The 21,697-nt window shown below is 61.2% G+C and carries 22 protein-coding genes; 11 read left to right on the plus strand and 11 right to left on the minus strand.

The genetic code is table 11. The features are described 5' to 3' along the window. Window positions 1-20 precede the first annotated feature (20 nt). A complete protein-coding gene (locus HNQ65_RS10725; RefSeq protein WP_221306122.1) occupies window positions 21-572 on the plus strand; it encodes a golvesin C-terminal-like domain-containing protein in 552 nt (183 codons plus the stop codon). 446 nt (window positions 573-1,018) lie between these two features. Here HNQ65_RS10725 and HNQ65_RS10730 read toward each other — a convergent pair whose 3' ends face one another. Continuing rightward, complete coding sequence (locus tag HNQ65_RS10730) at window positions 1,019-1,915, minus strand: sigma-70 family RNA polymerase sigma factor (RefSeq protein ID WP_184339525.1); 897 nt, start codon at window positions 1,913-1,915, stop codon at window positions 1,019-1,021. A gap of 398 nt (window positions 1,916-2,313) precedes the next feature. On the opposite strand from HNQ65_RS10730, the gene HNQ65_RS10735 reads away from it, so the two are divergent. Genes HNQ65_RS10735 through HNQ65_RS10750 form a run of 4 tightly spaced genes read left to right on the plus strand, consistent with a single transcriptional unit; the run spans window position 2,314 to window position 5,030 of the window. Beyond that, the gene (locus tag HNQ65_RS10735) at window positions 2,314-3,309 is read left to right on the plus strand and encodes an alpha-ketoacid dehydrogenase subunit beta (protein ID WP_184339526.1); all 996 of its coding nucleotides are present in this window, start codon (window positions 2,314-2,316) and stop codon (window positions 3,307-3,309) included. 12 nt (window positions 3,310-3,321) lie between these two features. Continuing rightward, window positions 3,322-3,540: a type II toxin-antitoxin system HicB family antitoxin gene (locus HNQ65_RS10740; RefSeq protein WP_184339527.1), complete on the plus strand. Its 219-nt coding sequence runs from the start codon at window positions 3,322-3,324 to the stop codon at window positions 3,538-3,540. Continuing rightward, the gene (locus HNQ65_RS26955; RefSeq protein WP_184339528.1) at window positions 3,537-3,722 is read left to right on the plus strand and encodes a type II toxin-antitoxin system HicA family toxin; all 186 of its coding nucleotides are present in this window, start codon (window positions 3,537-3,539) and stop codon (window positions 3,720-3,722) included. The genes HNQ65_RS10740 and HNQ65_RS26955 overlap by 4 nt, the downstream gene beginning before the upstream one ends. A gap of 15 nt (window positions 3,723-3,737) precedes the next feature. Beyond that, window positions 3,738-5,030 carry a dihydrolipoamide acetyltransferase family protein gene (locus HNQ65_RS10750; RefSeq protein WP_184339529.1) on the plus strand — a complete coding sequence of 431 codons (1,293 nt, stop codon included), beginning with the start codon at window positions 3,738-3,740 and terminating at the stop codon, window positions 5,028-5,030. A gap of 556 nt (window positions 5,031-5,586) precedes the next feature. Here HNQ65_RS10750 and HNQ65_RS10755 read toward each other — a convergent pair. Then, window positions 5,587-6,492 (minus strand): hypothetical protein, encoded by a 906-nt coding sequence (locus tag HNQ65_RS10755; protein ID WP_184339530.1) that lies wholly within the window; start codon window positions 6,490-6,492, stop codon window positions 5,587-5,589. Then, window positions 6,489-7,061 (minus strand): hypothetical protein, encoded by a 573-nt coding sequence (locus HNQ65_RS10760; RefSeq protein ID WP_184339531.1) that lies wholly within the window; start codon window positions 7,059-7,061, stop codon window positions 6,489-6,491. The genes HNQ65_RS10755 and HNQ65_RS10760 overlap by 4 nt, the downstream gene beginning before the upstream one ends. 347 nt (window positions 7,062-7,408) lie before the next feature. Between HNQ65_RS10760 and HNQ65_RS10765 the strand changes: the two genes are divergently transcribed. After that, window positions 7,409-7,762, plus strand: coding sequence for an MmcQ/YjbR family DNA-binding protein (locus tag HNQ65_RS10765; RefSeq protein ID WP_184339532.1), 354 nt, complete (start codon window positions 7,409-7,411; stop codon window positions 7,760-7,762). Window positions 7,763-7,802: 40 nt separating this feature from the next. Here the strand turns inward: HNQ65_RS10765 and HNQ65_RS10770 are convergent, their stop codons facing one another. The 3 genes from HNQ65_RS10770 to HNQ65_RS10780 form a co-directional block, all read right to left on the minus strand. Beyond that, a complete protein-coding gene (locus HNQ65_RS10770) occupies window positions 7,803-8,189 on the minus strand; it encodes a PIN domain-containing protein (RefSeq protein WP_184339533.1) in 387 nt (128 codons plus the stop codon). Beyond that, complete coding sequence (locus HNQ65_RS10775) at window positions 8,186-8,428, minus strand: type II toxin-antitoxin system Phd/YefM family antitoxin (protein WP_184339534.1); 243 nt, start codon at window positions 8,426-8,428, stop codon at window positions 8,186-8,188. Before HNQ65_RS10775 ends, HNQ65_RS10770 begins: the two co-directional genes overlap by 4 nt. A gap of 62 nt (window positions 8,429-8,490) precedes the next feature. Continuing rightward, window positions 8,491-9,246: an exodeoxyribonuclease III gene (locus HNQ65_RS10780; RefSeq protein ID WP_184339535.1), complete on the minus strand. Its 756-nt coding sequence runs from the start codon at window positions 9,244-9,246 to the stop codon at window positions 8,491-8,493. 98 nt (window positions 9,247-9,344) lie between these two features. On the opposite strand from HNQ65_RS10780, the gene HNQ65_RS10785 reads away from it, so the two are divergent. From HNQ65_RS10785 to HNQ65_RS10800, 4 genes are all read left to right on the plus strand, one after another. Beyond that, a complete protein-coding gene (locus HNQ65_RS10785) occupies window positions 9,345-9,980 on the plus strand; it encodes a class I SAM-dependent methyltransferase (RefSeq protein ID WP_184339536.1) in 636 nt (211 codons plus the stop codon). A 156-nt stretch (window positions 9,981-10,136) separates the two neighbouring features. Then, window positions 10,137-10,985, plus strand: coding sequence for a hypothetical protein (locus HNQ65_RS10790; RefSeq protein ID WP_221306123.1), 849 nt, complete (start codon window positions 10,137-10,139; stop codon window positions 10,983-10,985). Window positions 10,986-11,435: 450 nt separating this feature from the next. After that, on the plus strand, window positions 11,436-12,476 hold the full coding sequence (locus tag HNQ65_RS10795; protein ID WP_184339538.1) for a DUF5077 domain-containing protein: 1,041 nt from the start codon (window positions 11,436-11,438) through the stop codon (window positions 12,474-12,476). 6 nt (window positions 12,477-12,482) lie between these two features. Continuing rightward, window positions 12,483-13,094: a YdeI/OmpD-associated family protein gene (locus HNQ65_RS10800; protein WP_184339539.1), complete on the plus strand. Its 612-nt coding sequence runs from the start codon at window positions 12,483-12,485 to the stop codon at window positions 13,092-13,094. Between the two features lie 494 nt (window positions 13,095-13,588). Here the strand turns inward: HNQ65_RS10800 and HNQ65_RS10805 are convergent, their stop codons facing one another. The 3 genes from HNQ65_RS10805 to HNQ65_RS10815 form a co-directional block, all read right to left on the minus strand. Further along, a complete protein-coding gene (locus tag HNQ65_RS10805) occupies window positions 13,589-15,856 on the minus strand; it encodes an FAD-dependent oxidoreductase (RefSeq protein ID WP_184339540.1) in 2,268 nt (755 codons plus the stop codon). A gap of 44 nt (window positions 15,857-15,900) precedes the next feature. Then, window positions 15,901-17,181 (minus strand): tyrosine--tRNA ligase, encoded by a 1,281-nt coding sequence (gene tyrS, locus HNQ65_RS10810; RefSeq protein WP_184339541.1) that lies wholly within the window; start codon window positions 17,179-17,181, stop codon window positions 15,901-15,903. 86 nt (window positions 17,182-17,267) lie between these two features. Beyond that, on the minus strand, window positions 17,268-17,780 hold the full coding sequence (locus HNQ65_RS10815) for a hypothetical protein (RefSeq protein ID WP_184339542.1): 513 nt from the start codon (window positions 17,778-17,780) through the stop codon (window positions 17,268-17,270). 94 nt (window positions 17,781-17,874) lie between these two features. Here HNQ65_RS10815 and HNQ65_RS10820 point away from each other — a divergent pair, with 94 nt between their 5' ends. Next, window positions 17,875-19,962 (plus strand): sulfatase family protein, encoded by a 2,088-nt coding sequence (locus HNQ65_RS10820; RefSeq protein WP_184339543.1) that lies wholly within the window; start codon window positions 17,875-17,877, stop codon window positions 19,960-19,962. On the opposite strand, the gene HNQ65_RS10825 is transcribed toward HNQ65_RS10820, so the two are convergent. Beyond that, complete coding sequence (locus tag HNQ65_RS10825) at window positions 19,937-21,259, minus strand: O-antigen ligase family protein (RefSeq protein WP_184339544.1); 1,323 nt, start codon at window positions 21,257-21,259, stop codon at window positions 19,937-19,939. The genes HNQ65_RS10820 and HNQ65_RS10825 overlap by 26 nt on opposite strands. After that, complete coding sequence (locus tag HNQ65_RS10830; protein WP_184339545.1) at window positions 21,256-21,696, minus strand: DUF3592 domain-containing protein; 441 nt, start codon at window positions 21,694-21,696, stop codon at window positions 21,256-21,258. Before HNQ65_RS10830 ends, HNQ65_RS10825 begins: the two co-directional genes overlap by 4 nt. Window position 21,697 lies beyond the last annotated feature (1 nt).

The following is a 21,697-nucleotide window of genomic DNA, read 5'->3' on the forward strand; positions in this document are numbered from 1 at the left end:
TGCATACTTTGTCGGCAGTAATGCTCCTCAGCGCCGCCCTCGCCGCCGAAGCCCTCAAGCCCCACCCCAAGGCCCTCGCCAACATCCACCCTCCCGGCGAAGTGGACCGCCCCGAGATGGTCCAATACATCGTGGTAGATCCTGCCACACTGCCGGGCATCGTCGTTGACGAAACCAGCGCCGACCTCGTCGGCGATTGGCAGTATTCCACCCACACCCCGCCCTACGTCGGCCTCGGTTACATTCACGACATGAAAGCCGGGAAGGGAACCAAGTCCGTCACCTTCACTCCCACGCTGCCCGCAGCAGGCTGGTATGAGGTACGTCTGTCCCATTGCTACAACATCCGCCGCTCCACCCAAACCCCCGTCACCATTCACCACGCCGATGGCGACACCAAAGTCGTCATCAATCAGCAGCAGGAGCCCGAGCACGCCCATCTCTTCCGCACCCTCGGCACCTTCCGCTTCCAAGCCGGCCGCACCGGCTGGGTCCGCATCTCCAACGAAGCCACCGAACCCGGCAAAGTCGTCATCGCCGACGCCGTCCAGTTTCTGCCGGTCAAAAAGTAGCCTTGTTCCTGCGGAACAAGGATCCGCTCCGCCATACCCTCATTTCACCTCTTCCACACAGCTCTCTACGTTTTAAATATTGATATAACCCCATCAGTCGCGATACCTTCCATGGCCTTCGCGAAGGCGGCAGCATAGTGGTCCGCACAGTCCCCTGTGCGGCTTCTGGGCAGTCGCGCAAGCTGGGTGGCACACAGAGGACTATGTGGACTTCATCGTGCGCCAGCCTTCAGCCTACGCATGCGCGGCACAGGTAGGGCTGGCTGTCCCCAGCCAGCCGTCGTCGGAGCCCATCACTTTCTCGTAAGTCGTGCGCAGAGAGCAAAAAGAGCATGACATTCAAATACTCCGCTGCCTCCGCGGCAAAGCCGAGCCGCCCTGCCGCCATCCCACCCCACAAAAAAGCCGGGCATCTCTCGACACCCGGCTTTCACATTCGTTAAATCTTAATCCTCCTCGGCTTCCGCAGCAGCAGCGGCCTTCTTCCGCTTCTTCTTGCCACCAGCGTTGCGCAGCGCCTTCGGGATCGGGTCTTCCTTCTTCTGCAGCGCACGGCGCAGCTTGCGCAGCGCGATGTTCTGCAGCTGGCGGATACGCTCGCGCGTCACGCCAAATTCCTGGCCCACCTCTTCCAGCGTGCGCGGCTTCTGGCCGGCCAGGCCAAAGCGGGCGTCGATGATCTTGCGCTCACGCTCATCCAGCACCGTCAGCAGGCCGTCCAGCTGGCTGTGCATGTTCTTGTGAGAGAGCAGGTCAAACGGCGTCTGCGCGTTTTCGTCGCCCACGATTTCACCGAATTCCGTGCTGTCGTCGTCACTGATCGGCGCATCCAGGGAGGCCGGACGCATGCTGGCCACCTTCAGCTGGCTCAGCTTCGCGCGGTCGATGCCGATTTCCTCGGAAAGTTCGTCATCCGTCGGCTCGCGGCCCAGTTCTTCGGACATCGCCATCGCCACACGGCGCATCTTGCTGATCTTGTCCACCATGTGGACCGGCAGACGAATCGTCTTGGACTGATTGGCGAGAGCGCGCTTGATGGACTGCTTGATCCACCACGCGGCGTAGGTTGAAAGTTTGCCACCCTTGTTCGGGTCAAATCGTTCCACAGCCTTCATTAGGCCGATGTTTCCTTCAGAAATGAGGTCGAGAAGTGGCAGACCGTAGTTGGCGTAATCCTGGGCGATCTTCACCACGAGGCGGAGGTTCGCACGGATCATGTGCGAACGGGCCTCGGGATCGCCCCGCTTGATGCGTTCGGCAAGCTCGACTTCCTGGTCGGGAGTCAGCAAGTCAGTCTTGCCGATCTCTCGCAGGTAAATCTTGATGCCTCCGTCGAGTTCCATATTGAGCGTTCTAGGTTGGTAATACGATGCAAGGACCCTCGTCCTTGCCCCCGGCTGCGACGCAGGGGGTGTTCATTATAAAGGCGAATTTCCACTTCGCTCGTGTTTTTTGAGCAAGTTTACGGCCAGTATCAGAAAATGGACCGGTGATAAGGTGCACGAGTGAAGATTTGACAACCTACGTTCAACTAAACTTTCGGCACGTCGTCAACATCATTTCTAAAAAAAGTTAAGTTTTATTAATATTTTCGCCTGCAAATCGGCACTTTTTCAGCTTTGAAACTCCATAGGCAAAATTTCCGCCCTATCCCAGGCCCGGCAGTTTGTCTCCTCCCAATGCAGCCGACCGCTTGACACCGCCCCGCCCCGCCCCGACTTACTGCCCCTCAAAATCCGCCATGCCCCGCCGAATCACCTACCGCGACGCCGTCCGTGAAGCCCTCGATGAAGAAATCGCCCGCGACCCCATGGTCGTCGTCATGGGAGAAGAAGTCGCCCAGTACAACGGCGCCTACAAAGTGACCCAGGGTCTCTGGGACAAATGGGGCGACAAGCGCCTCGTCGACACCCCCATCAGCGAGGCCGGATTCATCGGCATGGGCATCGGTGCCAGCATGCTCGGCGTCCGCCCCGTCATGGAGCTCATGTTCTGGAGCTTCTACACCGTCGCTTGGGACCAGATCGTGAACAACGGCGCCATGGTCCGCTACATGAGCGGTGGCAAGATCAATTGCCCCATCGTCATCCGCGGTCCTGCCAATGGCGGCACCAGCGTGGGTGCCACCCACTCCCACACCCCGGAAAACATCATGGCCAATTTCCCCGGCATGAAGTGCGTCTGCCCCAGCAACGCCTACGATGCCAAAGGCCTCATGAAAGCCGCCATCCGCGACAATGACCCCGTCATGTTCATGGAGAGCACCAAGCTCTACGGCGAAGAGTGGGAAGTCCCCTCCAACGACGAACTCCCCAACGGCGAACTCTTCATCCCCCTCGGCCTCGCCGATGTGAAGCGCGTCGGCACAGACATCTCCCTCATCGCCCATGGCAAGGCCGTCATCACCTGCCTTGAAGCCGCCCGCATCCTCGAGGAAGAGCACGGCATCAATGCCGAAGTCGTTGACCTCCGCAGCATCCGCCCGCTGGACGAAGATACCATCCTCGAATCCGTCGCCAAGACCCACCGCGCCGTCTACGTCGAGGAAAACAAGCCCTACTGCGGCATCGGCGCCCAGATCGCCTACATGATCCAGGAGCGCATCTTCGATGAGCTCGACGCCCCAGTGCAGCGCGTCTGCAGCCTCGACTCCCCCGCCATCTACAGCCCTCCCCTTGAGGCCATCCAGCTCCCCACCGCCGACGTCGTCGTCGCCAAGGCGCTTGGCATTTGCTAAACTGGAGCTGCCATGAAATTCACCCAGGTCTTCAAAAAAGTGCCGGAAGGCTACGTCGGCTTTGTCGAGGAGCTGCCCGGTGCCAACACCCAGGGTGCCACACTTGAAGAAACCCGGGCCAACCTGCTCGAAGCCATTGAGCTGGTCATGGAGGCCAACCGCGTTCTTGCCGAAGAGGAGATCGGCAATGATGAGGTTTATCGTGAAACCATGCTCCTGGCCGCCGCTTGAAATTCCGTGACCTCATCCGACACTTGCATGACCACGGCTGTGAACTCTTGCGTGAAGGCGGCAATCACTCGATATACGTCAATCGCACCACTCGCAAAAGCTCCTCTGTCCCGCGCCATCGCGAGATCAATGACTTCCTTGTGAACAAAATCTGCAAAGACCTCGAAATCCCCCGCCCTTAAACCCTTTTCCCCGCCATGCCCAAATTCATCGAAATGCCCAAGCTCAGTGACACCATGACCGAGGGTACCCTCGCCAAGTGGACCGTCAAGGAAGGGGACAAAGTCTCCGTTGGCAAAGCCATCGCCGACATCGAGACCGACAAGGCCACCATGGAATACGCCAGCCCGTTTGAAGGCGTCCTGCACAAGTACATTGCCACCCCCGGCGGCAAGGTCCCCCTCGGCGCTCCGCTCGCTGTCATCTTGGAAGAAGACGAAGCCGCTCCGGCCAATCTCGACGAGCTCATCGCCAAGGCCCAGGCCGCCGCCGTTCCTGCTCCTGCTGCCGAGAAAAAGCCAGCTGCCTCCGCCACCAAGGCCGCATCCGCCGGTCCTCGCCTTCCCCTGGCACCCCAGCACAAGAGCCGCGCCGCCTCCGCGGGTGCCGCCCTCCGCGTCAAAGCTTCCCCGCTTGCCAAGAAAATCGCCGCTGAGCGTGGTGTGGACCTGAATTCCCTCATCGGCAGCGGCCCTGGCGGCCGTGTCGTTCGCGCCGATGTCGAAAACGCCCCCGTTGGCGGTGCCTCCGCTGGCCGCGTCGCCGCCACCCCCGCCATCCGTCCCGTCGTCGGTCCGGAAGACGAGCGCGTGCCCACCAGCACCATGCGCAACATCATCGCCGAGCGCCTCCTCGCCTCCAAGACGCAGATCCCCCACTTCTACCTGCAGATGGAGATCGACGCCGGCCCGCTCATGGCCTTCCGCGCTCACCTGAACGCCTCCGCCGAAAAGACCGGCGGCAACAAATACACCGTCAACGACTTCATCCTCAAGGCCGTCATCCGCGCCGCCGAGGCCCAGCCCGCCATCAATGCCGCCTGGGATGGCGATGCCATCGTCAAGTTCAAGTCCGTCGGCCTCAGCGTCGCCATCGCCATCGATGACGGCCTCGTCACCCCCGTCATCAAGCAGGCCGAAAAGAAAACCCTGCTCGAGATCAGCCAGAGCGTCAAAGACCTTGCCGGCAAGGCCAAGAACAAGAAGCTCAGCCCCGACGACTTCGCAGGCGGCACCATCACCGTCTCCAACCTCGGCGCTTACGGCATCGACCAGTTCTCCGCCATCATCAATCCTCCCCAGGCCGCCATCGTCGCCATCGGCAGCATCCGCTCCGCCCCTGTCGTCAATGACAAGGGTCAGATCGTCGTCGGCCAGCGCATGTGGGTCGGCCTCAGTGGCGACCACCGCGTCGTGGACGGCGCCGTCGCCGCCGTCTTCCTCGCCGAGATGCGCAAGCTCCTCGAAAACCCCGCCCTCATGCTGGTGTAATCACACCACACTCAAGCGAATCCATCCCCATACGCGCCTGCGGCCTCAAACCCAGGCGCGTTTTTTTTGCGAACAGCAGTCCACAGCCTCAGAATGCTTGCTGACGCAGCACCATCATATGGGCCTGCTGGCCCGGCGTTTCATGCCCTGTCGTAGGATGGGTGTGGCGACAGCCCGCCCGTCCCTCAGCGGATGGCAAACATCACCACATACCAGGCCGCCTAATACCACTGGCAGTTGAAAACGAGTCTGTTCTCTTTTCGTCACTCAGCCCCTCTTTACGCCAACCCCAAAGGGGTTGCGTAATTGAGCCCAGGGTCAGCCGAGCCTCAGCGAGGCGACCCTGGGTCTGCAAGCCACCGGCTGGGAAGCAAACCCAAGACTTTCTACATCACACCGCGTTCACCAGCAGCGTCTGCCTTGCGCTCCGCCGCACATCGGCCCCCGCTTTCAGAACGCGCTTCAATACGACTCCGCCCCCCCAAGTATTCCGCAGCAAACTCTCCCTCTGAGACAGACCCGTTTTCAACAGATGGCGGTATAAGGCCATCCGCACCTATCCCCTGCGCCCCAGCTTCCGCTCCAGCCAGTCCATGTCCTCCTTTTGCAGAAAGCTCAGATACAGCGTCATCATCGAAAGGAAAAACAGCATCAAATTGTACGCCATCAGGGAGATCCCCGCATGCAGCAGAAACCCCGCCGCAAAGCCCCACCACCGCCAGCGCCGCACCACCAGCAGCACCGGTATCGCCAGCTCCACCAGCAGCACCAGGTAGGTCACCCCTTTCAGCAGCGTGCCGTAGTTCAGCACCCACAGCCCCGGCCAGCGCGCATTGTGGGACAGCAGGAAAAAGCTCATGAAATCCCCGCCCATCCAGTACTCATCCCCCAGCCTCGCCAGCACGGCATGGATGTAGATCGTGGCCAGCTGCACCTGCATCAGCGTCAGGCCGTAGCGTAGTGGCGGCGGCGCTGAGGCCGCCTTTTTCCGCGCCTCACGCGACTGCAGGCACCAGCACGCAGGCATGGGGGACACCAGCACCAGAAAGGCCGTGCAGCGCAGCACCTCGTCCCAGCCCACCAGCACCAGCGGCGCTCGCATCGCGTAGGAAAACTGCCACACATACACCACCGCCGCCGCCGCCCGCGGCCACACCCCCAGCATCAGCGCCACCATCGCAGCACCGCTGAAGAGCATGTACGTGCTCACTGCGCTCAGGTCCGTGCAGAAATAAAACACCGACCTGTAAAACCCCACCGTAAACTTCCGCACCGTCTCGTGGTCCACCATCCCGGCATCGGTAAAAAAGATCTCCCGGTCAGGCCAGATCTGCATCAGGTTCAGCAGCGCCACAAACGCAAAGCCGATCCGCACCGCCGCATACACACGCGCATCCGCCGGCGCTAGAAACAGGCCCTTCAGCCGCTCAGAGAGGTTCTGGGTTGGGGTTGCCTGCGTCATGGGTTCGAGGGAGCCGGGGTGTTTTTGGAGACCAGTGCCTTCAGCTCAAACGGCCCCAGCACAGACGGCTTCTCCACCGCGATCTCCTTCAGCGACCGCACCCCCACCAGGCTGCGTGTATAGGCCGGGATCACCTCCAGCGTCACCTTCGCTCGCGGGGTGTAGCGTCCGGATCTCAGCAGTGCCTCCGCCGCACGGTGCATATATGCCTCACGGAAGACCCCGCGTGTCGCGTTGAAGATCACGCTCATCATCCAGTTGTTCAGCCTCACCTGGTCATGCTGGGAAAAGCGCCGCAGCCCCGGCAGCACCACGCCCTCCTCCCGTGCCCTGCGTCCCTCTTCCTGCACCACCAGCCGTGCCTCCAGCCGGTTCATGTTGGGGATCGTCTCAAACATGTTCCACTCCTGATGGCACCGCGTCAGGCGCTCATACGCGTTAAAGGCCGGAGAGAGCGCTATCTTGTCCCGCCACGGCACAGGCAGCATGCCCAGCAGCAGAAATAGCAGATGTACCGTGGCCAGGGCCACGATCCATTTTTCTCGCCTGGTCAGTGAGGAGGTTCGCATGAAAGAAAGTGCCGCCAAAAAAGCAGCGGTATGCCTCATTCATCAAATGATTAGACCTGTTCTCGAAAAGAATGTCCGATTGAACCGGCGAGCGCAGCGGCCCCAGTGGCAAGGCGGGAGAGCCGCCTGCTATTTGAAGATAACAGGCAAGCGACTAACGCAGCCAATGGGGCCGCTCCGCCGCCCGGGCAATGTGACAGGCTTTTCGAGAACAGGTCTGGGGTGGTATTCCTCACTTACCCCTCGTTCATTCCGCATCGTTTGCGCAGCCATCGCTCAATTTTTGCGCGCCCGTGGCGGTCATCTGTCATTTGCACCGTACCCCATGCCCGGCCTATCGTTCCCGCATGGAGCTCCCAGACGTCATTGCCCAGTGCCTCAGCCTCCCCGGCGCCGAGGAGACCCAGCCCTTCGGCCCCGAGGCCCTCGTCTATAAGGTCGCCGGCAAGATGTTCGCCGTCACCTCCCCCGATGACTTCCCTGCCCGCATCAATCTCAAGTGCGACCCCCAGCGCGCCATCGAGCTGCGCGATGAATACCAAGGCATCCTCCCCGGCTGGCACATGAACAAGAAACATTGGAACACCGTCATGCTCGACGGCACCGTTCCCCCCTCCCTCATCCGCGATCTGGTAAAACACTCCTACCAGCTCGTGGTGGACGCCCTGCCCAAAAAAGCCCGCGAGACCCTCAAAAAGTAGCCCAGTAGCGCCGCAACTGGATCAAAGCGCTGGCAACCTGTCACCAGATCAGCGGGATGCCGTAAGAGGGAAACTCACTGTCTGAAGAAACAAGCTGGCAGTTATCGATCTGCGCCTGCGCGAGAATCACACGGTCAAAAGGGTCTTTGTGATGTTTGGGCAGCTCGCTGCTGGCCAAGAGGGCTTCTGCCGAAATAGGAAGCTCTACAAGCCCCCATCTGGCGACTTGGTTGCTCCACCATGTTCGTGGTGGCTCGGGAAGCGCCAGTTTGCCGATGCTATGCTTCAGGGCAATCTCCCACAAGCTGGCGTGGCTGACGCAAAGAACCGCTGCTGGATCGTTGATGGCTTTTGTAGCATTCGCACTGAGCAGGTCCGGCTCACTGGTCAGCCAGATCAGAGCGCAGGTGTCCAGCAGCAGTTTCACAGCAGCCCAAGCTCCTGCATGCCAGCTTCATCCAAAGCTTCAAAAGATTTGGAGTCCCAGCGAACAGGCGCTGAAGTGCGCTCACCAACACGGGGGCGCGATAGTGAAGGCGGCGATTTCACTGGCACAATACGAGCCACTGCCACGGCTCCCTGGCGCAGCAGCACCTCCTCGCCCATGGCCACCTGTTGCAGCAATTGGGAGAAGTGTGTCTCGGCGTAGTCGAGAGTCGCTTCCATGGCAGGAATGTCGCGTTCCAAAATCAGTGCGTCAAGATGACAAAAGGGCGGTTTCAGAGCCCTCACCCCACCACCAGCTCCACCGGACAATGATCGCTCCCATGCACATCGTCCCGGATCGTGCATGACTTCAGCGCTGGCTTCAGCTTCTCAGACGCCAGCCAGTAGTCCAGCCGCCACCCGATGTTCTTCGCCCGCGCATCCGGTGTGCGTTGCGTCCACCACGTGTAGCGGCCGGGGCTCGGATCAAACTGACGAAACACGTCGAGAAATCCCGCCTCCAGGTGCTTCGTAAAGCTCGCGCGTTCCTCATCGCTGAAGCCCGGATTCATCCGGTTGCTCTTCGGATTCGCCAGATCAATCTCCTGATGCGCGCAGTTCAGGTCCCCGCAGGCGATCACCGGCTTCTTCTTCTCCAGCTTCTTCAGGTGCGCACGGTACGCATCATCCCACGACAGGCGGTAGTCCAGCCGCGCCAGTTCGGCCTGCGAGTTCGGCGTGTATACATTCACCACATAGAAATCCGGAAACTCCACCGTGATCAGCCGCCCCTCACGGTCATGCTCGTCGATGCCCAGGCCCAGCGTGCTCGTCTTGAACGGCACACGGCTCAGAATCAGCGTTCCCGAGTACCCCTTCTTCTGCGCACTGTTCCACACCGCGCTGTACCCAGGGAACCATGCCAGGTCCACCTGCTCCTGCTGCGCCTTCGTCTCCTGCAGGCAGATCACATCCGCATCCCCTTCCAGCATGTATTCGCGAAGACCTTTGTTGAGGGAGGCACGGATGCCATTGACGTTCCAGGTGGTGAGTTTCATTTGAAAAAGGAGGTATCAGATAGAAGCCGGAAACCGCACGCAGGAAAGGAGGGAATCAGACAAGCTTGCACACCTCGGCGCTTCGCGTTCACTCTCCCATGAGCTTCGACCTCCTCGCCCCGCACTATCGCTGGATGGAGGCGCTCTGCGCAGCTGGCAGGCTCCAGCGCTGCCGCACCGCCCTTCTCCCATTCATTCAGCCTCCGCGGCGCGTCCTCATTTATGGGGAGGGAAACGGCCGCTTCCTCACCGAGCTCTGCCGCCGCTTTCCCGCCGCTGAGATCACGGTCGTGGAGGCCAGCTCCGTCATGATCTCACTCGCCCGCGCGCGCTTGCAGCGCGCAGGGCTCGCCGCCACACACGTGGACTTCATTCATGCCGATGCGCTCACCTGGCAGCCCCCTGCGGCCACGTATGACCTCATCGTCACCTGCTTCTTTCTCGACTGTTTCCGCGCAGACCAGCTCCAGCACCTCGTCCCTCTCATCGCCTCTGCCGCCACCGCAGATGCCCAGTGGCTCCTGGCCGACTTCCAGATCGCACCCTCAGGCCTGCGCCGTTTGTGCAGCCGCATCATCGTCGCCTTCTTGTATGCCTTCTTTCGGCGTGTCACAAAACTCGCCGCGCATGAACTGGTCGATGTTTCACCGCTGCTGACAGCCGCAGGCTTCACCCGCTGCGAGCGCAGCACCTTCGCGCTTGGCCTTTTGTACTGCGAGCGCTGGCAGCGCTGAGAGATTGCGTCTCAGGCTCGTCGCATAACTTGATCAATGGATGCCAATCCACGCGGATCATTGCAGGCGCATTCATGCTTTTATACTGGCATGGACCTTAAACCACACTCCCAAAATCGGTGGTTGCTTGCGCTGGGTGTCAGCGCCATGGCAGCCGTGTCATTTTCCACCGCCAGCGCAGGCACTGCCGCTCCGGCCAAAGCTCCCGTCGCAGATGTTTTTGACTGGAAGGAGAACACCATCTCCCCTGTCACAAACCCGATCTACTTCGAAGATCCGGTCATCCGCTCCGAGATCCGCCCCATCTTCATCTACCACAACTTTGACAACCAGTTCGTGACAGGTCGTGGCAGTGCACGCGTCGGTGCCATCCAGTTCCGCTACGCCATCACCGACCGCCTGGCCTTCATCGCCACCGAAGACGGCTACATGAACATCAACGGCACGGGCGTGAAGGGGAACGGCTGGCTCGACCTCGCCGCTGGTTTCAAATATGCGCTCGTCAATGACGTGCAGAACCAGTTCATCCTCACCCCCGGCTTCACCTTCCAGCTTCCCACCGGAGACAACAAAGTCTTCAACGGACGCGGCAGCGGCCAGATCAATCCCTTCGTCTCCTTCGCCAAGGGCTTCGGCAACCTGCACTTCACTGGCAACGTTGGCGTGCTCATCCCGCTGCTGCGCCAGGAGCAGAATACCATGGCCCACTACAGCGCCATGGTGGACTACCACGTCAGCAACTGGTTCATCCCATTCGCCACCGCGAACTTCTGGACCTCGCTGAACAGCGCCTCCAACATCCCCGGCCTCCGCACCAATGGCTATGACGTCATCAACTTCGGTTCTGGCAATGCCACCGGCGTCACCCAGGGCATGCTCGGCATCGGTTTCCGTTCCAACATCCAGAAAAACCTTTCACTCGGTTTTGCCTATGAAATGGCTGTTGTGAAGCCCTACGGCCTCTCCAACACCCGTTTCACCATGGACATGTGCATCCGCTTCTGATCTTCGAATTTCTGTTAGGTTGAGTCAGAGGTTAAGTTGAGTCGCGCACGGGGACGCAAGTCCCCGTGCGTTTTTTTGTTTGCCCGTCGCTCGCGATTTCAGAGGGGTTCCCATACGGAGGACATCGCCCTCTCAACCACTGCTCCCGCCCCGTATCTGCGCCAGCATAGTGGTCCGCACAACGCGAAGCTAGCCGAAGGCAATCCTCTGTGCGGCTCGCAAGCCCCCTGGCCCACGATCCACCACACCCCCTGTGCAGAACCCACCACTCCATACCTTTCGCTGCACCCACCCTCGGAAGATAGCCTCCCCGGCTTTCAGTAGAAGACAGCGCCTCCGGCCCGTCCTTTCCACCCACGACTCCTCTTCGCCCACCCTCAGCCCCAGAATTTCAAGAACCAGCCTAAGTTGCCACGACTCCGCTTCGTTGCATCTTATCCCCATACAACCATGACCCGCCACCCCCTTTCTCATGCTGCCGGCGCCCTCGCGCTGCTTCTCGCGCTCAACTCCTGCGGCAAGCAAGAGCAGCCCCCCGCCGCTTCGGCTCCTGCCGCACCGGCCCCGGCTCCCGTGGCAGCCAAACCCGCCGCCCCAGCAGCGACGCCTGCACCGGCTCCTACGCCTGCCCCTGCTCCGGCCAAATCTCTGGAAGCCATGTTCTCCTCTGCCCCCGTGGATCTCAATGGCTTCGGCAGCGACGAGCCTGTCCTCCGCGCCGATGAGCCCAAGCGCGGCGTCATCGTCATCAGCCCAAAGGACCTCAAGCACTCCACCCAGCAGCACTGGGACCAGTACGACTGCAACAGCTTCAACCCCAAGCGCTGGGGCCGCTACGAGGTCCGCGTCACCTACACCCTCCGAAACACCACCCTCGGCACCCAGTTCCGCTTCGCCCAGCAGCCGCTCAAAAAGACCCTCATGGCCACCAGCCAGCCCAAGTGCGCCATCTACGGCACCGTCTATGTGGAAAAGCCCATGACCTACCCCTTCTCCATCTTCACCGCCGCCACCGGCACCGAGCCCGGCTTTGAAGTGCACGAGGTCGCCTTCGTCCCCGCTCCCGAAGGCCCCGCTCCCGTCCAGGCCGCCGATGGCAGCATCGTGCTCGAAGCCTCCAGCGCCACCACCTGGGCCGAAAACATGCGCTACGAGCCCAAGTCCGAAAAGAACTGCCTCGGCTTCTGGACCAGCGAGGACGACTTCGCCGAGTGGGATTTCGAAGTCACCAAGCCTGGTCGCTACAAAGTCACCGTCGTGCACGGCTGCGGCACCGGCAACGAAGGCAGCCAGGTGGCCGTCAAAGTCGGCGGCCAGGAGCTCAACTTCACCGTCAAAGACACCGGCGGCTTCCAGAAATGGTCCGAAGAATCCGTGGGCGAGGTGGACATCAAGGCCCCCGGCAAGATGCGCCTCGTCATCGACCCCGTCTCCAAGGCCAAGAGCGCCGTCCTCGATGTCAGCAAGGTCGTGCTCAAGCCCGTAAGCTGAGACCGCATGGACGTAGCGCGCACCTCCACCCGCGACCCCGAGGCCTGGCTCGACCTCGCGCCGGACTTCTCTCAGCGCATGGTCCGGCAGGTGCGCACTTGGATTCAGCACTGGGAGCCCGACCTCACTGAATCCATGAAGTGGAACATGCTCTGCTTCAGCGGCCGGAAAAACATCTGCGCCCTCAGCGCCTGCCAGAAGCACCTCGGCATCACCTTCTTTCGCGGCACCGAGCTGCGGGGCATCACCGACCTCTTTGACGGCGGCGAGTCCAACACCAGCATCCAGACCATCCGCGTCACCAAGTTGGAGAAGCTCAACGTGAAGGCCCTTCAGCGCCTCGTTCACGCCGCTGTCGCGCTCGACTCCGACGAATCCTCCAAACCCCCGCCTCCAAAAAAGCGCGCCGAATGGCCCATGCCGCCCGCCCTCGCCAAGGCGCTCAAGCAAGACAAAGCCGCCGCCGCCGGCTTCGCGGCCATGAGCATCTCCTGCCAGCGCGAATACAAAGTCTGGATCAGCTCCGCCAAGCAGGAGGAAACCATCCAGCGCCGCCTCGCCGAAACCCTCCGCGCCCTCGCCTCCGGCAAAAAATGGGCCCAGCGCAAAGAGGCCTGATCCACCGGTCTAAACAATCACATAGCCAAACCAGCTCCAAGGGCTTCGCCAATGCGCCAGCATAGTGGTCCGCACAGTCCCCTGTGCGGCAAACGCAGTTCTCCCTCTCCCCGTCGAGGACTGGTTTGGCCCAGCATGTCTTCGGGGAGAGGGCTGGGGTGAGGGGGGCACCCCACGCTGGACAAGAAAGGGCGTTTCTTCACTCGGATTTCATACCACAATCTATTGCAAACTGGTCTGTTCATTTTTCGCCACAAACGCTTCTATTCGCACCAACCCCAAAGGGGTTGTGTAATTGAGCCCAGGGTCAGCCGAGCCTCGGCGAGGCAGACCCTGGGTTGCTGCAGATCATACAGAGAAGCAAACCCATCGCCTTCTTCACGCGCCCCGTTCACCAGCAGCGCCTGCCTTGCGCTCCGCTGCACGTTGGCCTCGCTGTCACAACGCGCTTCAAGACGACCAGCCTCTTTTTAAACAGATGAGGTGCCCCCCCCTCACTTCACAAACTCCAGCCTGTCCGGCACCCCGTTGTTATTCCCATCAAACGGCAGCGCATCATCCAGATCCATCCTCCCGTCTTCATCATGGTCATGATCCTTCTGCAGCCACGCATCATCCCCGCACAGCCACTCGCCCTGCTTCTGCAGCGCATGCCATAGCTGCACCACCGCATCCGCACGTGTCAGCGCCCGCTGCGCCACATCCTTGCCAAACAGCCCCGCATCCACCTTGAGCTGAAGCGCCGTGCACCAGCGGTACAGCGTTGCCCAGTCCGCCCGCTCTTCAGGATGGAAGTTCTTGTCCGTGGTGGCCAGTCCCCACGCACACACAGACTCGATCGCCGCACGATCCCCATCATCCAGACCCACATCCGCAAAACGCGCCGCATCAGCCACCTTCCATTCTGCCGCATGCGGTCTGGCGCGCAGCATCCTGGCCAGCACGCGCGCCAGCTCCCGGCGCGTCATTACATGCTCTGCATCAAACAACACGCTGCCCGCCTCCACAGGCCACACGCCGCGTACGGCCAGCATGTTGGCCGCTTCAAAATAGCCCGCCTCCAGCGGCAGATCCTGCCACGGCCAGATCAGCATTCCCGGCCCTCCAGCACCACGCACCAGCCGTAGCTGAATCTCCCGCCAGCTCTTCTGCGATGCCGCCGCCGCTCGCGGCTGCACACCATCCCGCAGGCACAGCCACGCCAGCGTCGCGCTCGCCTGCCCCACATGCATCATCTGCCCATGCAGCCGCAGCGCACTTTGCACCACGCTGCTGACACCAATGTTTTTTGAGCACCCCAGCAGCCCGTCCATCTCCACCGGCACCAGCCCACGCAGCGGAAACATCGCGCGGTCCGTGTCCGTGTGCCATCCACGCGATGGCGTCTGCACAAACTGCCACGCCCCATTGCGGTCATCTCCCAAAAACTTCCTCCGTGTCGGATGGAAATCGATGTTGAACTGAAACCCGAACACACCATCCGGCACCATCACCTTCGCCCATTTCGGCTCCCGTGTTTCCGCGCGGATGTCCTGCTCCCGCAGCATGTACAGCGCTTCCAGCCGCAGCCCCTCGCGCACATACGGCTTCGGTGGCAGCCGGTCCGCCGTGCCAAACTCATCCGTCAGCTTCATGTGCCGAAAGCTCTGCGGAAAGTCCCCCACCCGCTCATGCACCGCCGTCTGCAGATGATGCAGCATCCCCAGCGTGTGCTGCTTCGCATCATCGAAAATGATCTGCCTCTGCGCCGGTGTCAGATCCACGATGTTCTTCTTCGACGCACCCGCCTCCGTCTTCTCAAGCGCATCCACCACCCGCTGCGGCAGCTGGCACAGCGGATAATCCTGTACCGGCCAGTTCAGAAACGTCGCCTCGGTTCCCGCTGCCAGCCCGTTGTGCCAGCGGTCCACAAGCCTCCGGTGCGTATACACACTCCAGCCCGACTGGCTGTACGGCCCCGTGCTCATGTCGCTGTCCACCCATGGCGGCGTCTTGTCCAGCTGAGCAAACGACCTCGCATCATACGTCGCCGGTTTGGCCACCACCTCGTCCTTGCCCGTCTCCCGCAGCACAACACACCACGACAGCGGATTCATCTCCTGCCGGCCCGCTTCATCATACGCCTCAGGCGCGCTGGCCTCGCCAAACCGCTCCTTCAGGTCCGCGCCCGCGCCATACTTCGCACCGCTCAGCTTCACCACATCACCCCAGTCCGAGGAATCCAGCGTCAGCTTCGCCCGAATGTTAAGCGTGCTTGAGGAATTGCGGAAAAAGACACAACCCGCGACCTTTTTGCCCTCCAAAATCACCTTCTGTAGTTGCCACCCCCGCTCAATTCTTAGCACTCCCGAATCCACATACGGCTTCAGCAGCTCCTCAAAAATCCGCGCTGCCGCTGACGGCTCAATCGTCTCCGTGCCACAGTACGCATTGCCAGGATTCGGGATGCCATACACCTGCGAATTGTGCGCGCGGATGCGTTGAATGACCTCGCTGTAAATCCCGCTGCGCGGAAAGTTCACCCTTCGCCCATTCACCGCCGTCCATTCATCCGGACACCCCACCCCCTCCGCGCTGAACTGCCCTCCCAGCCACTCAATGTCATTCACCAGCACAATCTTCCTCACCCCCAGCCTCGCCGCCTGCACCGCCGCTGCACACCCCGACTCATTTCCTCCTACGATAAGAAGTTCAGTTTCAATATCTTCGGCAAACGCAGGCGCGAGAAAACCTGCGAACAAGAGCATGATGATTCGCCTCATGGAAGTCGTGATGTTGCGTCGTTGCCGACTGGTTTGCAGTGCTGTTACACCTCCGCTCTCACCGTCGCATAGCTCTTCTTGCCTTTGCGTAGGATGCAGAGCTTGCCGCCGAGGAAGTGCTCCGCACCCAGCACGGGCACCTCACCGGCAGGCACCTGTACATTGTTGATATAGAAGCCACCACCCTTCATCAGGCGTCCGGCATCACCCTTCGAGGTGGCCAGGCCAAGAGTCACAAGCAGATCAGCGATTCCTGGGATGGTGCCCAGATCCACCGTGGTGCTCGGTGCCGAGGCGGTGGCCTCGATCAGCGTGTACACGTCAGCGGTGGCCAGATCGGCTCCACCAAAAAGTGCCTGAGAGGCCAGGATGACCTTCTGCAGCTCTTCCTCGCCGTGCACCATCCGGGTCACTTCTGCCGCCAGGCGTTTGTGGCCGCTGCGCTGTCCAGGGTTCGCATTGTGCTCAGCCTCAATGGCTTCGATCTCTTCATGCGAAAGCAGCGTGAACTGCCGCAGGAAGCGCGGCACGTCCGGGTCTTCGGAGTTCACCCAGAACTGGTAGAAGGCATACGGGCTGGTCTTCTTCGCGTCCATCCAGATGGCGCCTGCTTCGGACTTGCCGAACTTCTTGCCGGAGCTGGTCGTGATCAGCGGGAAGGTGACCACGAATGTCCTCTGTTCGGGCAGCTGCCGCTGCTCGCGCATTTTCCTCACCAGGTCGATTCCTGCCGTCATATTTCCCCATTGGTCACTGCCGCCGATCTGCACGGTGCAGCCATGGCGCTCATTGAGCACCACAAAGTCGTAGGCCTGCAGGATCATGTAGGTGAACTCAGTGAACGAGATGCCGCTTTCCAGGCGGGCGCTTACAGACTCCTTGGCTAGCATCCAGGCGATGGTGAAGTTTTTGCCCACATCGCGCAGCAGTTCCACGGCGCTCATCTTGCAGATCCAGTCCGCATTGTTTTCCACAATCGTCTGTTCTGGGACAAGAATGCTGCGGATCTGCACTTCGATGCGCTTCACAAACTCCGCCACGGTCTCCGGCGTGTTGAGCGTGCGCTCATTGGCCTTGCCGCTCGGATCGCCGATCAGGCCGGTGCCGCCGCCGACGATGGCGATGGCCTTGTGTCCATGCTCCTGCACGCGACGCAGTGCCATCAGGGGCAGCAGGTTGCCGATGTGCAGGCTGTCGGCCGTGGGGTCAAAGCCGCAATAAAAGGTCTGCTGGGTCTTGAGGGCTTCCTTGAGGGCATCGAGGTCGCTGCACTGCTTCAGCAGGCCGCGCCATTCCAGGTCGGCGATCAGGTCGGTCGTGGGCATGAGATAAAAGGATGAGAGTGGAGACGGCAGTCGGAAATGACGAGTTTTTGCTTCGTCATTCGCCGTTGGGTTGTGTCATTCCACCGTTACGGCGTGGTTCCAGGCTCGGCACGGAAGAGCTGTGAGCCGTTGAATTTTTCGTTGGGTTTGAAGAGCCAGCCTGGGCTCTCATTGCGGACTTCCCAGCGGCGCAGCTCAAATTCCGGCAGCACCAGGTTGCTGTTCGGGTCAAACACCCGGCGGCCCGTGTAGCGGCCCCAGATGGTGTACTCCGTGTTATGGTCATCACCGTAGGCATAGCCGCCGTCCGTGGGAGATTCAGGCAGGCGGTAGGGGATCTTCTGGTAGCGCTCATTCATGATCACGAGCTTGGAGCTCTCCCAGCTCTGGCCCGGGCTGCGCAGGTAGCCCCAGAAATGCGTGTGGTTGATGTAAAACCGGCGGCCAATGTAGTAGTCCCCTCGTGGCTCCATGGCGATCTGGCGACGGCGTGCCTCCATGGCAGCAGCCTGCTGGGGAGAGAGGCTGGCGGTCTCGCAACCGGTGATAACGAGGCTGAGAGTGCAGAGCAGGATGGAAAAAAAGGCGCGGCTAGGCATGGCTGCCTGCATTGTGAATGCGCGCCGGGGCCGTCGCAATGGGAAAGGCGCAACTTGATGAAAGTCCGCCCACGCCCTTTTCGTGAAGGGGGCCATGCGTCTCCTCCTCGCTTTCGCTCTCCTGCTCTCCGCTGCCTCTTCGTTCGCTGCGGACACGCCCAATATCGTCATCATCCTGGCAGACGACTACGGCTACGGCAGCGCTGGCTGCTATGGGGCGGACGGCAGCCTGGTGCAGACGCCGAACATCGACCGCCTGGCGCGGGAGGGACGGCGGTTTACAGATGCCAACACCACTTCCTCTGTATGCTCCCCCACGCGCTATTCGGTGATGACGGGCCGCTACTGCTGGCGCACCTCGCTTACCCACGAGGTGCTGGGCACTTTCTCTCCGCTGCACATTGAGACGACGCGGCTGAACATGGCCTCGCTGCTGAAAAAGCATGGCTATCAGACCGCCGCCATCGGCAAATGGCACCTCGGCTACGGCACGGACGATGGCTCCTTAAAGTGGCGCACGGACTACACCGCCGAGCTCTCCCCAGGCCCGCTGGACATCGGTTTTGACTACCACTTCGGTGTGCCCAGCAACCATGGCGACCTCACGGGCGTGTTTGTGGAGAACCGTTTTGTCTATGGCCTGCGCAGCGGGAAGATCCCGGCAGGCATGAAGCTGAAAGGCCCGGATTCCGACGATCCGAACTTCAAGGCCACTTATGGACCCGAAGACACGGAAAACGGCAAGGTGACCATTTTGGATCTGGATGCGCCACGGCGCGTCAATCAGCGCGTGATGCCACTGCTGACCACCAAGGCGGCCGAATGGATCACGCAGCAGAAAAAGGGCACGCCTTTCTTCCTCTATTACACGCCCGTGGCCGTTCACAATCCGGTGACTCCGGACAAGGACATGGCCGGCAAGAGCAAGGCCGGGCCCTACGGCGACTGGATCCAGGAGCTGGACCGCAGTGTGGGCGGCGTGCTCAAGGCGCTGGATGAAAAAGGCGTGGCACAGGACACGCTGGTTATTCTCAGCAGCGACAATGGCGGTGTCTTCACGCCCACTCGCGACAGCGTGCAGACGCAGGCTTACAAGGCCGGGCTGAAGGTGAACGCCAGCCTGCGCGGCGGCAAACACGACGTGTGGGAGGGCGGGTTCAAGGTGCCCTTCATCACCCGCTGGCCTGCAAAGATCCCCGCCGGTACGGTCTGCGACGACATGATCAGCCTGGCCGACATCCTGGCCACCACGGCGGCGATTGTGGGCGAGCCGCTCCCAGCCGCCGCCACGGCTGCGGAGGACAGCTTCAATGCCCTTCCCGCCTTCCTCGGAACGAAGGGCGCTGCGCCCACGCGCGATCACATGTTCATCCACAGCGCGGACGGCGTCTTTGCCATCCGCAAAGGTCCATGGAAATGGATCGAAGGCGTGCCAGTCAGCGAGATCAAGCTCGGCGCCCGCAAGTCGCGCGCCAGCCAGTTCAAGGCTCAGCTTTACAATATGAAGGAAGACCCCGCTGAAACGGTGGATGTCAGCGCGCAGCATCCGGAGGTGGTCAAAGAACTCAGCGCGCTGGTGAACCGCTACCGCGACGGTGGCTACAGCCGTGAAATGCCGCCCATCGTGGAAAAGAAGCCTCCGCCAGCATTGCCTGCGCTGCAGGGCAAAGAAGTGCTGGCGCAGGATTTTAAGGCTCTGCCCGCCAAGCCTTGGACCCTGACGCGCGGCACCTGGCAGGTGCACGATGAGGCTATTTGGAACCCAATGCCGAAAACCGAGGAACAAGGTGCCACATTGACCGGACCGCTGCCCATCACCGATGGCACGCTGCAGTATGAGATGAAGCTGCACAGCGCAGGGCGTGTCTCGCTGCGCATTCACACGGCAGGAAAGCACTCCTTCCGCATTGTCGTCAGCAGCACGCAGATCGAGATCACCAAGAACCCCGACCCCGGTCAGGACAAGACCCAGACCGAACCTCTGGCACGGCAGAAGCTGAAACTGAACGCCGAGGAATGGCAGACCGTGCGTGTCAGCTTCAAGGGAGACGAAGTCACTGCACAGGTGGCAGGAGTGACCGCAAAGGGCAGGCATGCGGTGATCGCCGAGGCCAAGGAACAGCAGAATCTGATCGTCTTCGATGGCGAGGCCGGGTTCAAAAATCTGCGCGTGGTGCAGTAGCGGCACCACGCGCCAGCGCCACGGTGAGAGGCAGCCAGAAAAGCAGCCCCTCAAAGCGCGGCGCGGTGGCCAGCGAGGCCAGGGACTCGCCATCAAACAGCAGCCCGCCGCAGCCAAAGGCCAGCAGCGAGAGCCACGTGGCATCTCCTGCTTTTGCCAGATGATGAGCGCAAAGGATACCACGACCTAGCACCACCAGCAGCAAGGCTGCACCGATGACGCCGCCATGCACGAAAGTGGCAAAGAAGGCGCTGTGCAGGTGGGACATCATCATGATGCTCGTCTTGGACTGCAGCTCGCACTGCCATAGCCCGCGCACGCCCCACTGGCCGGTGCCCAGCCAGACATTGTCCACTGCATGCCATCCGGCGCGGTAGATGTCCAGACGGCAGTTGTCACCACGTTCCACCACCTTTTGAAGCGGGTGTGGGATGCTTTGAGTTGATGCTAGGGCAGCCGTCGGCCCGGCACGCCACTGCTGGATGCGTGCAAACAATGGTGTGCTGGTGAAATACAGCGCAGCGGTGATCAAAAACACACAAGCCGCAGCACCACCGCGCCGCCAGCCTCGCGTCACCAGCAGCACCAGATGGCCGCAGGCCAGCGCCAGCATGGCTCCACGGCTGCCGGAAAGAAATGCCGCAAAATGCAGTAAACCCGCAGCGGCCCATCCCAGCCAGAGCGGCTGCGGCGTTGCCTTGGTCTCCATCAAAGACGCTAGCCACAGAGCGGAGAAGCCGAAGATCAAACCGGTGCACACAGGGTTGAGGCCTCCATGCACCAGCAGGTTCATGAGCCGTTCTCCCGCCTGATGGCCAGGCAGCACGAAATAGGACAGCACGATGCTGATCAGCGCAGCTAGAGCGGACGTCAGTCCCATGAACCAGCCCATGGTATGCAGGGATAGGCCATTGTGCGCCTGCTGCCAGACAAGCATGCAAAACATCACCAGCAGCAGCATTCCGAGAATGCCGGAGATCACTTCATCCGGTGCACGCTCGGCCATGAAGGGAATCTGCACGCAGGAGCGGATGAGCATCCACGAAAGAAAGAAGACAATGGAATGCACGCCCGCATCTGCCTGCCAGCTTCTGAGCAGCGGCGGCCAGTCTGTCCAGGCCAGCGCGCACGCGCCTGCGACGAGGAGCCATCCGAGATGCAGCCAGTGATTGGGCAGAAAGGAATGCCCGGCCACAAAGCCCGTCAATGCAATCTGGCCTGCCCATGTTCCGCCCGCCAGTCGGCGCAGCTCAGGTGCTGCGAACCCGTTTGCGAAAGCTGGCGTCAGGCTTTTCACGTGGTCCAGAGTGTGGCTGCCAAAACGACCATCAGCAACGCGCAGGAGAGCGCCGCCATGGCCGGACTCTGCCAGGCTGGCGGCTGCACCACAGCCTCGGCGGGATTGCGCGGGTGGTAGTACACCGGCAGCTCCGCTCCTTGCGCCAGCCGGGCGATGAACTGCGTGGTACGGCCTGCGTCCTTGCCTGCTGCATGGTGCGTGTAGCGGCTGCCCTCAAAGGTGCGGCCATCCACGCTGTAAGAGTAGCGCAGCACCGGATCGTAGAGCAGGCAGCCGTCATGGGTCTTCTGCTTGCTGCGCCGCATTTCCGCCGTGACCACCGTGCCCTGGGTGCGCTGCCAGCGGCGCATGGCCCATGCGGTGCTGAAACGACGAAGGAAGTAGATGAATGCGAACAGCGCGAGCACCGCGCCCAGAAGCAGAAGGTGTGTCATG

It is taken from the genome of Prosthecobacter vanneervenii, from assembly GCF_014203095.1.
GTDB classification, from domain to species: domain Bacteria; phylum Verrucomicrobiota; class Verrucomicrobiia; order Verrucomicrobiales; family Verrucomicrobiaceae; genus Prosthecobacter; species Prosthecobacter vanneervenii.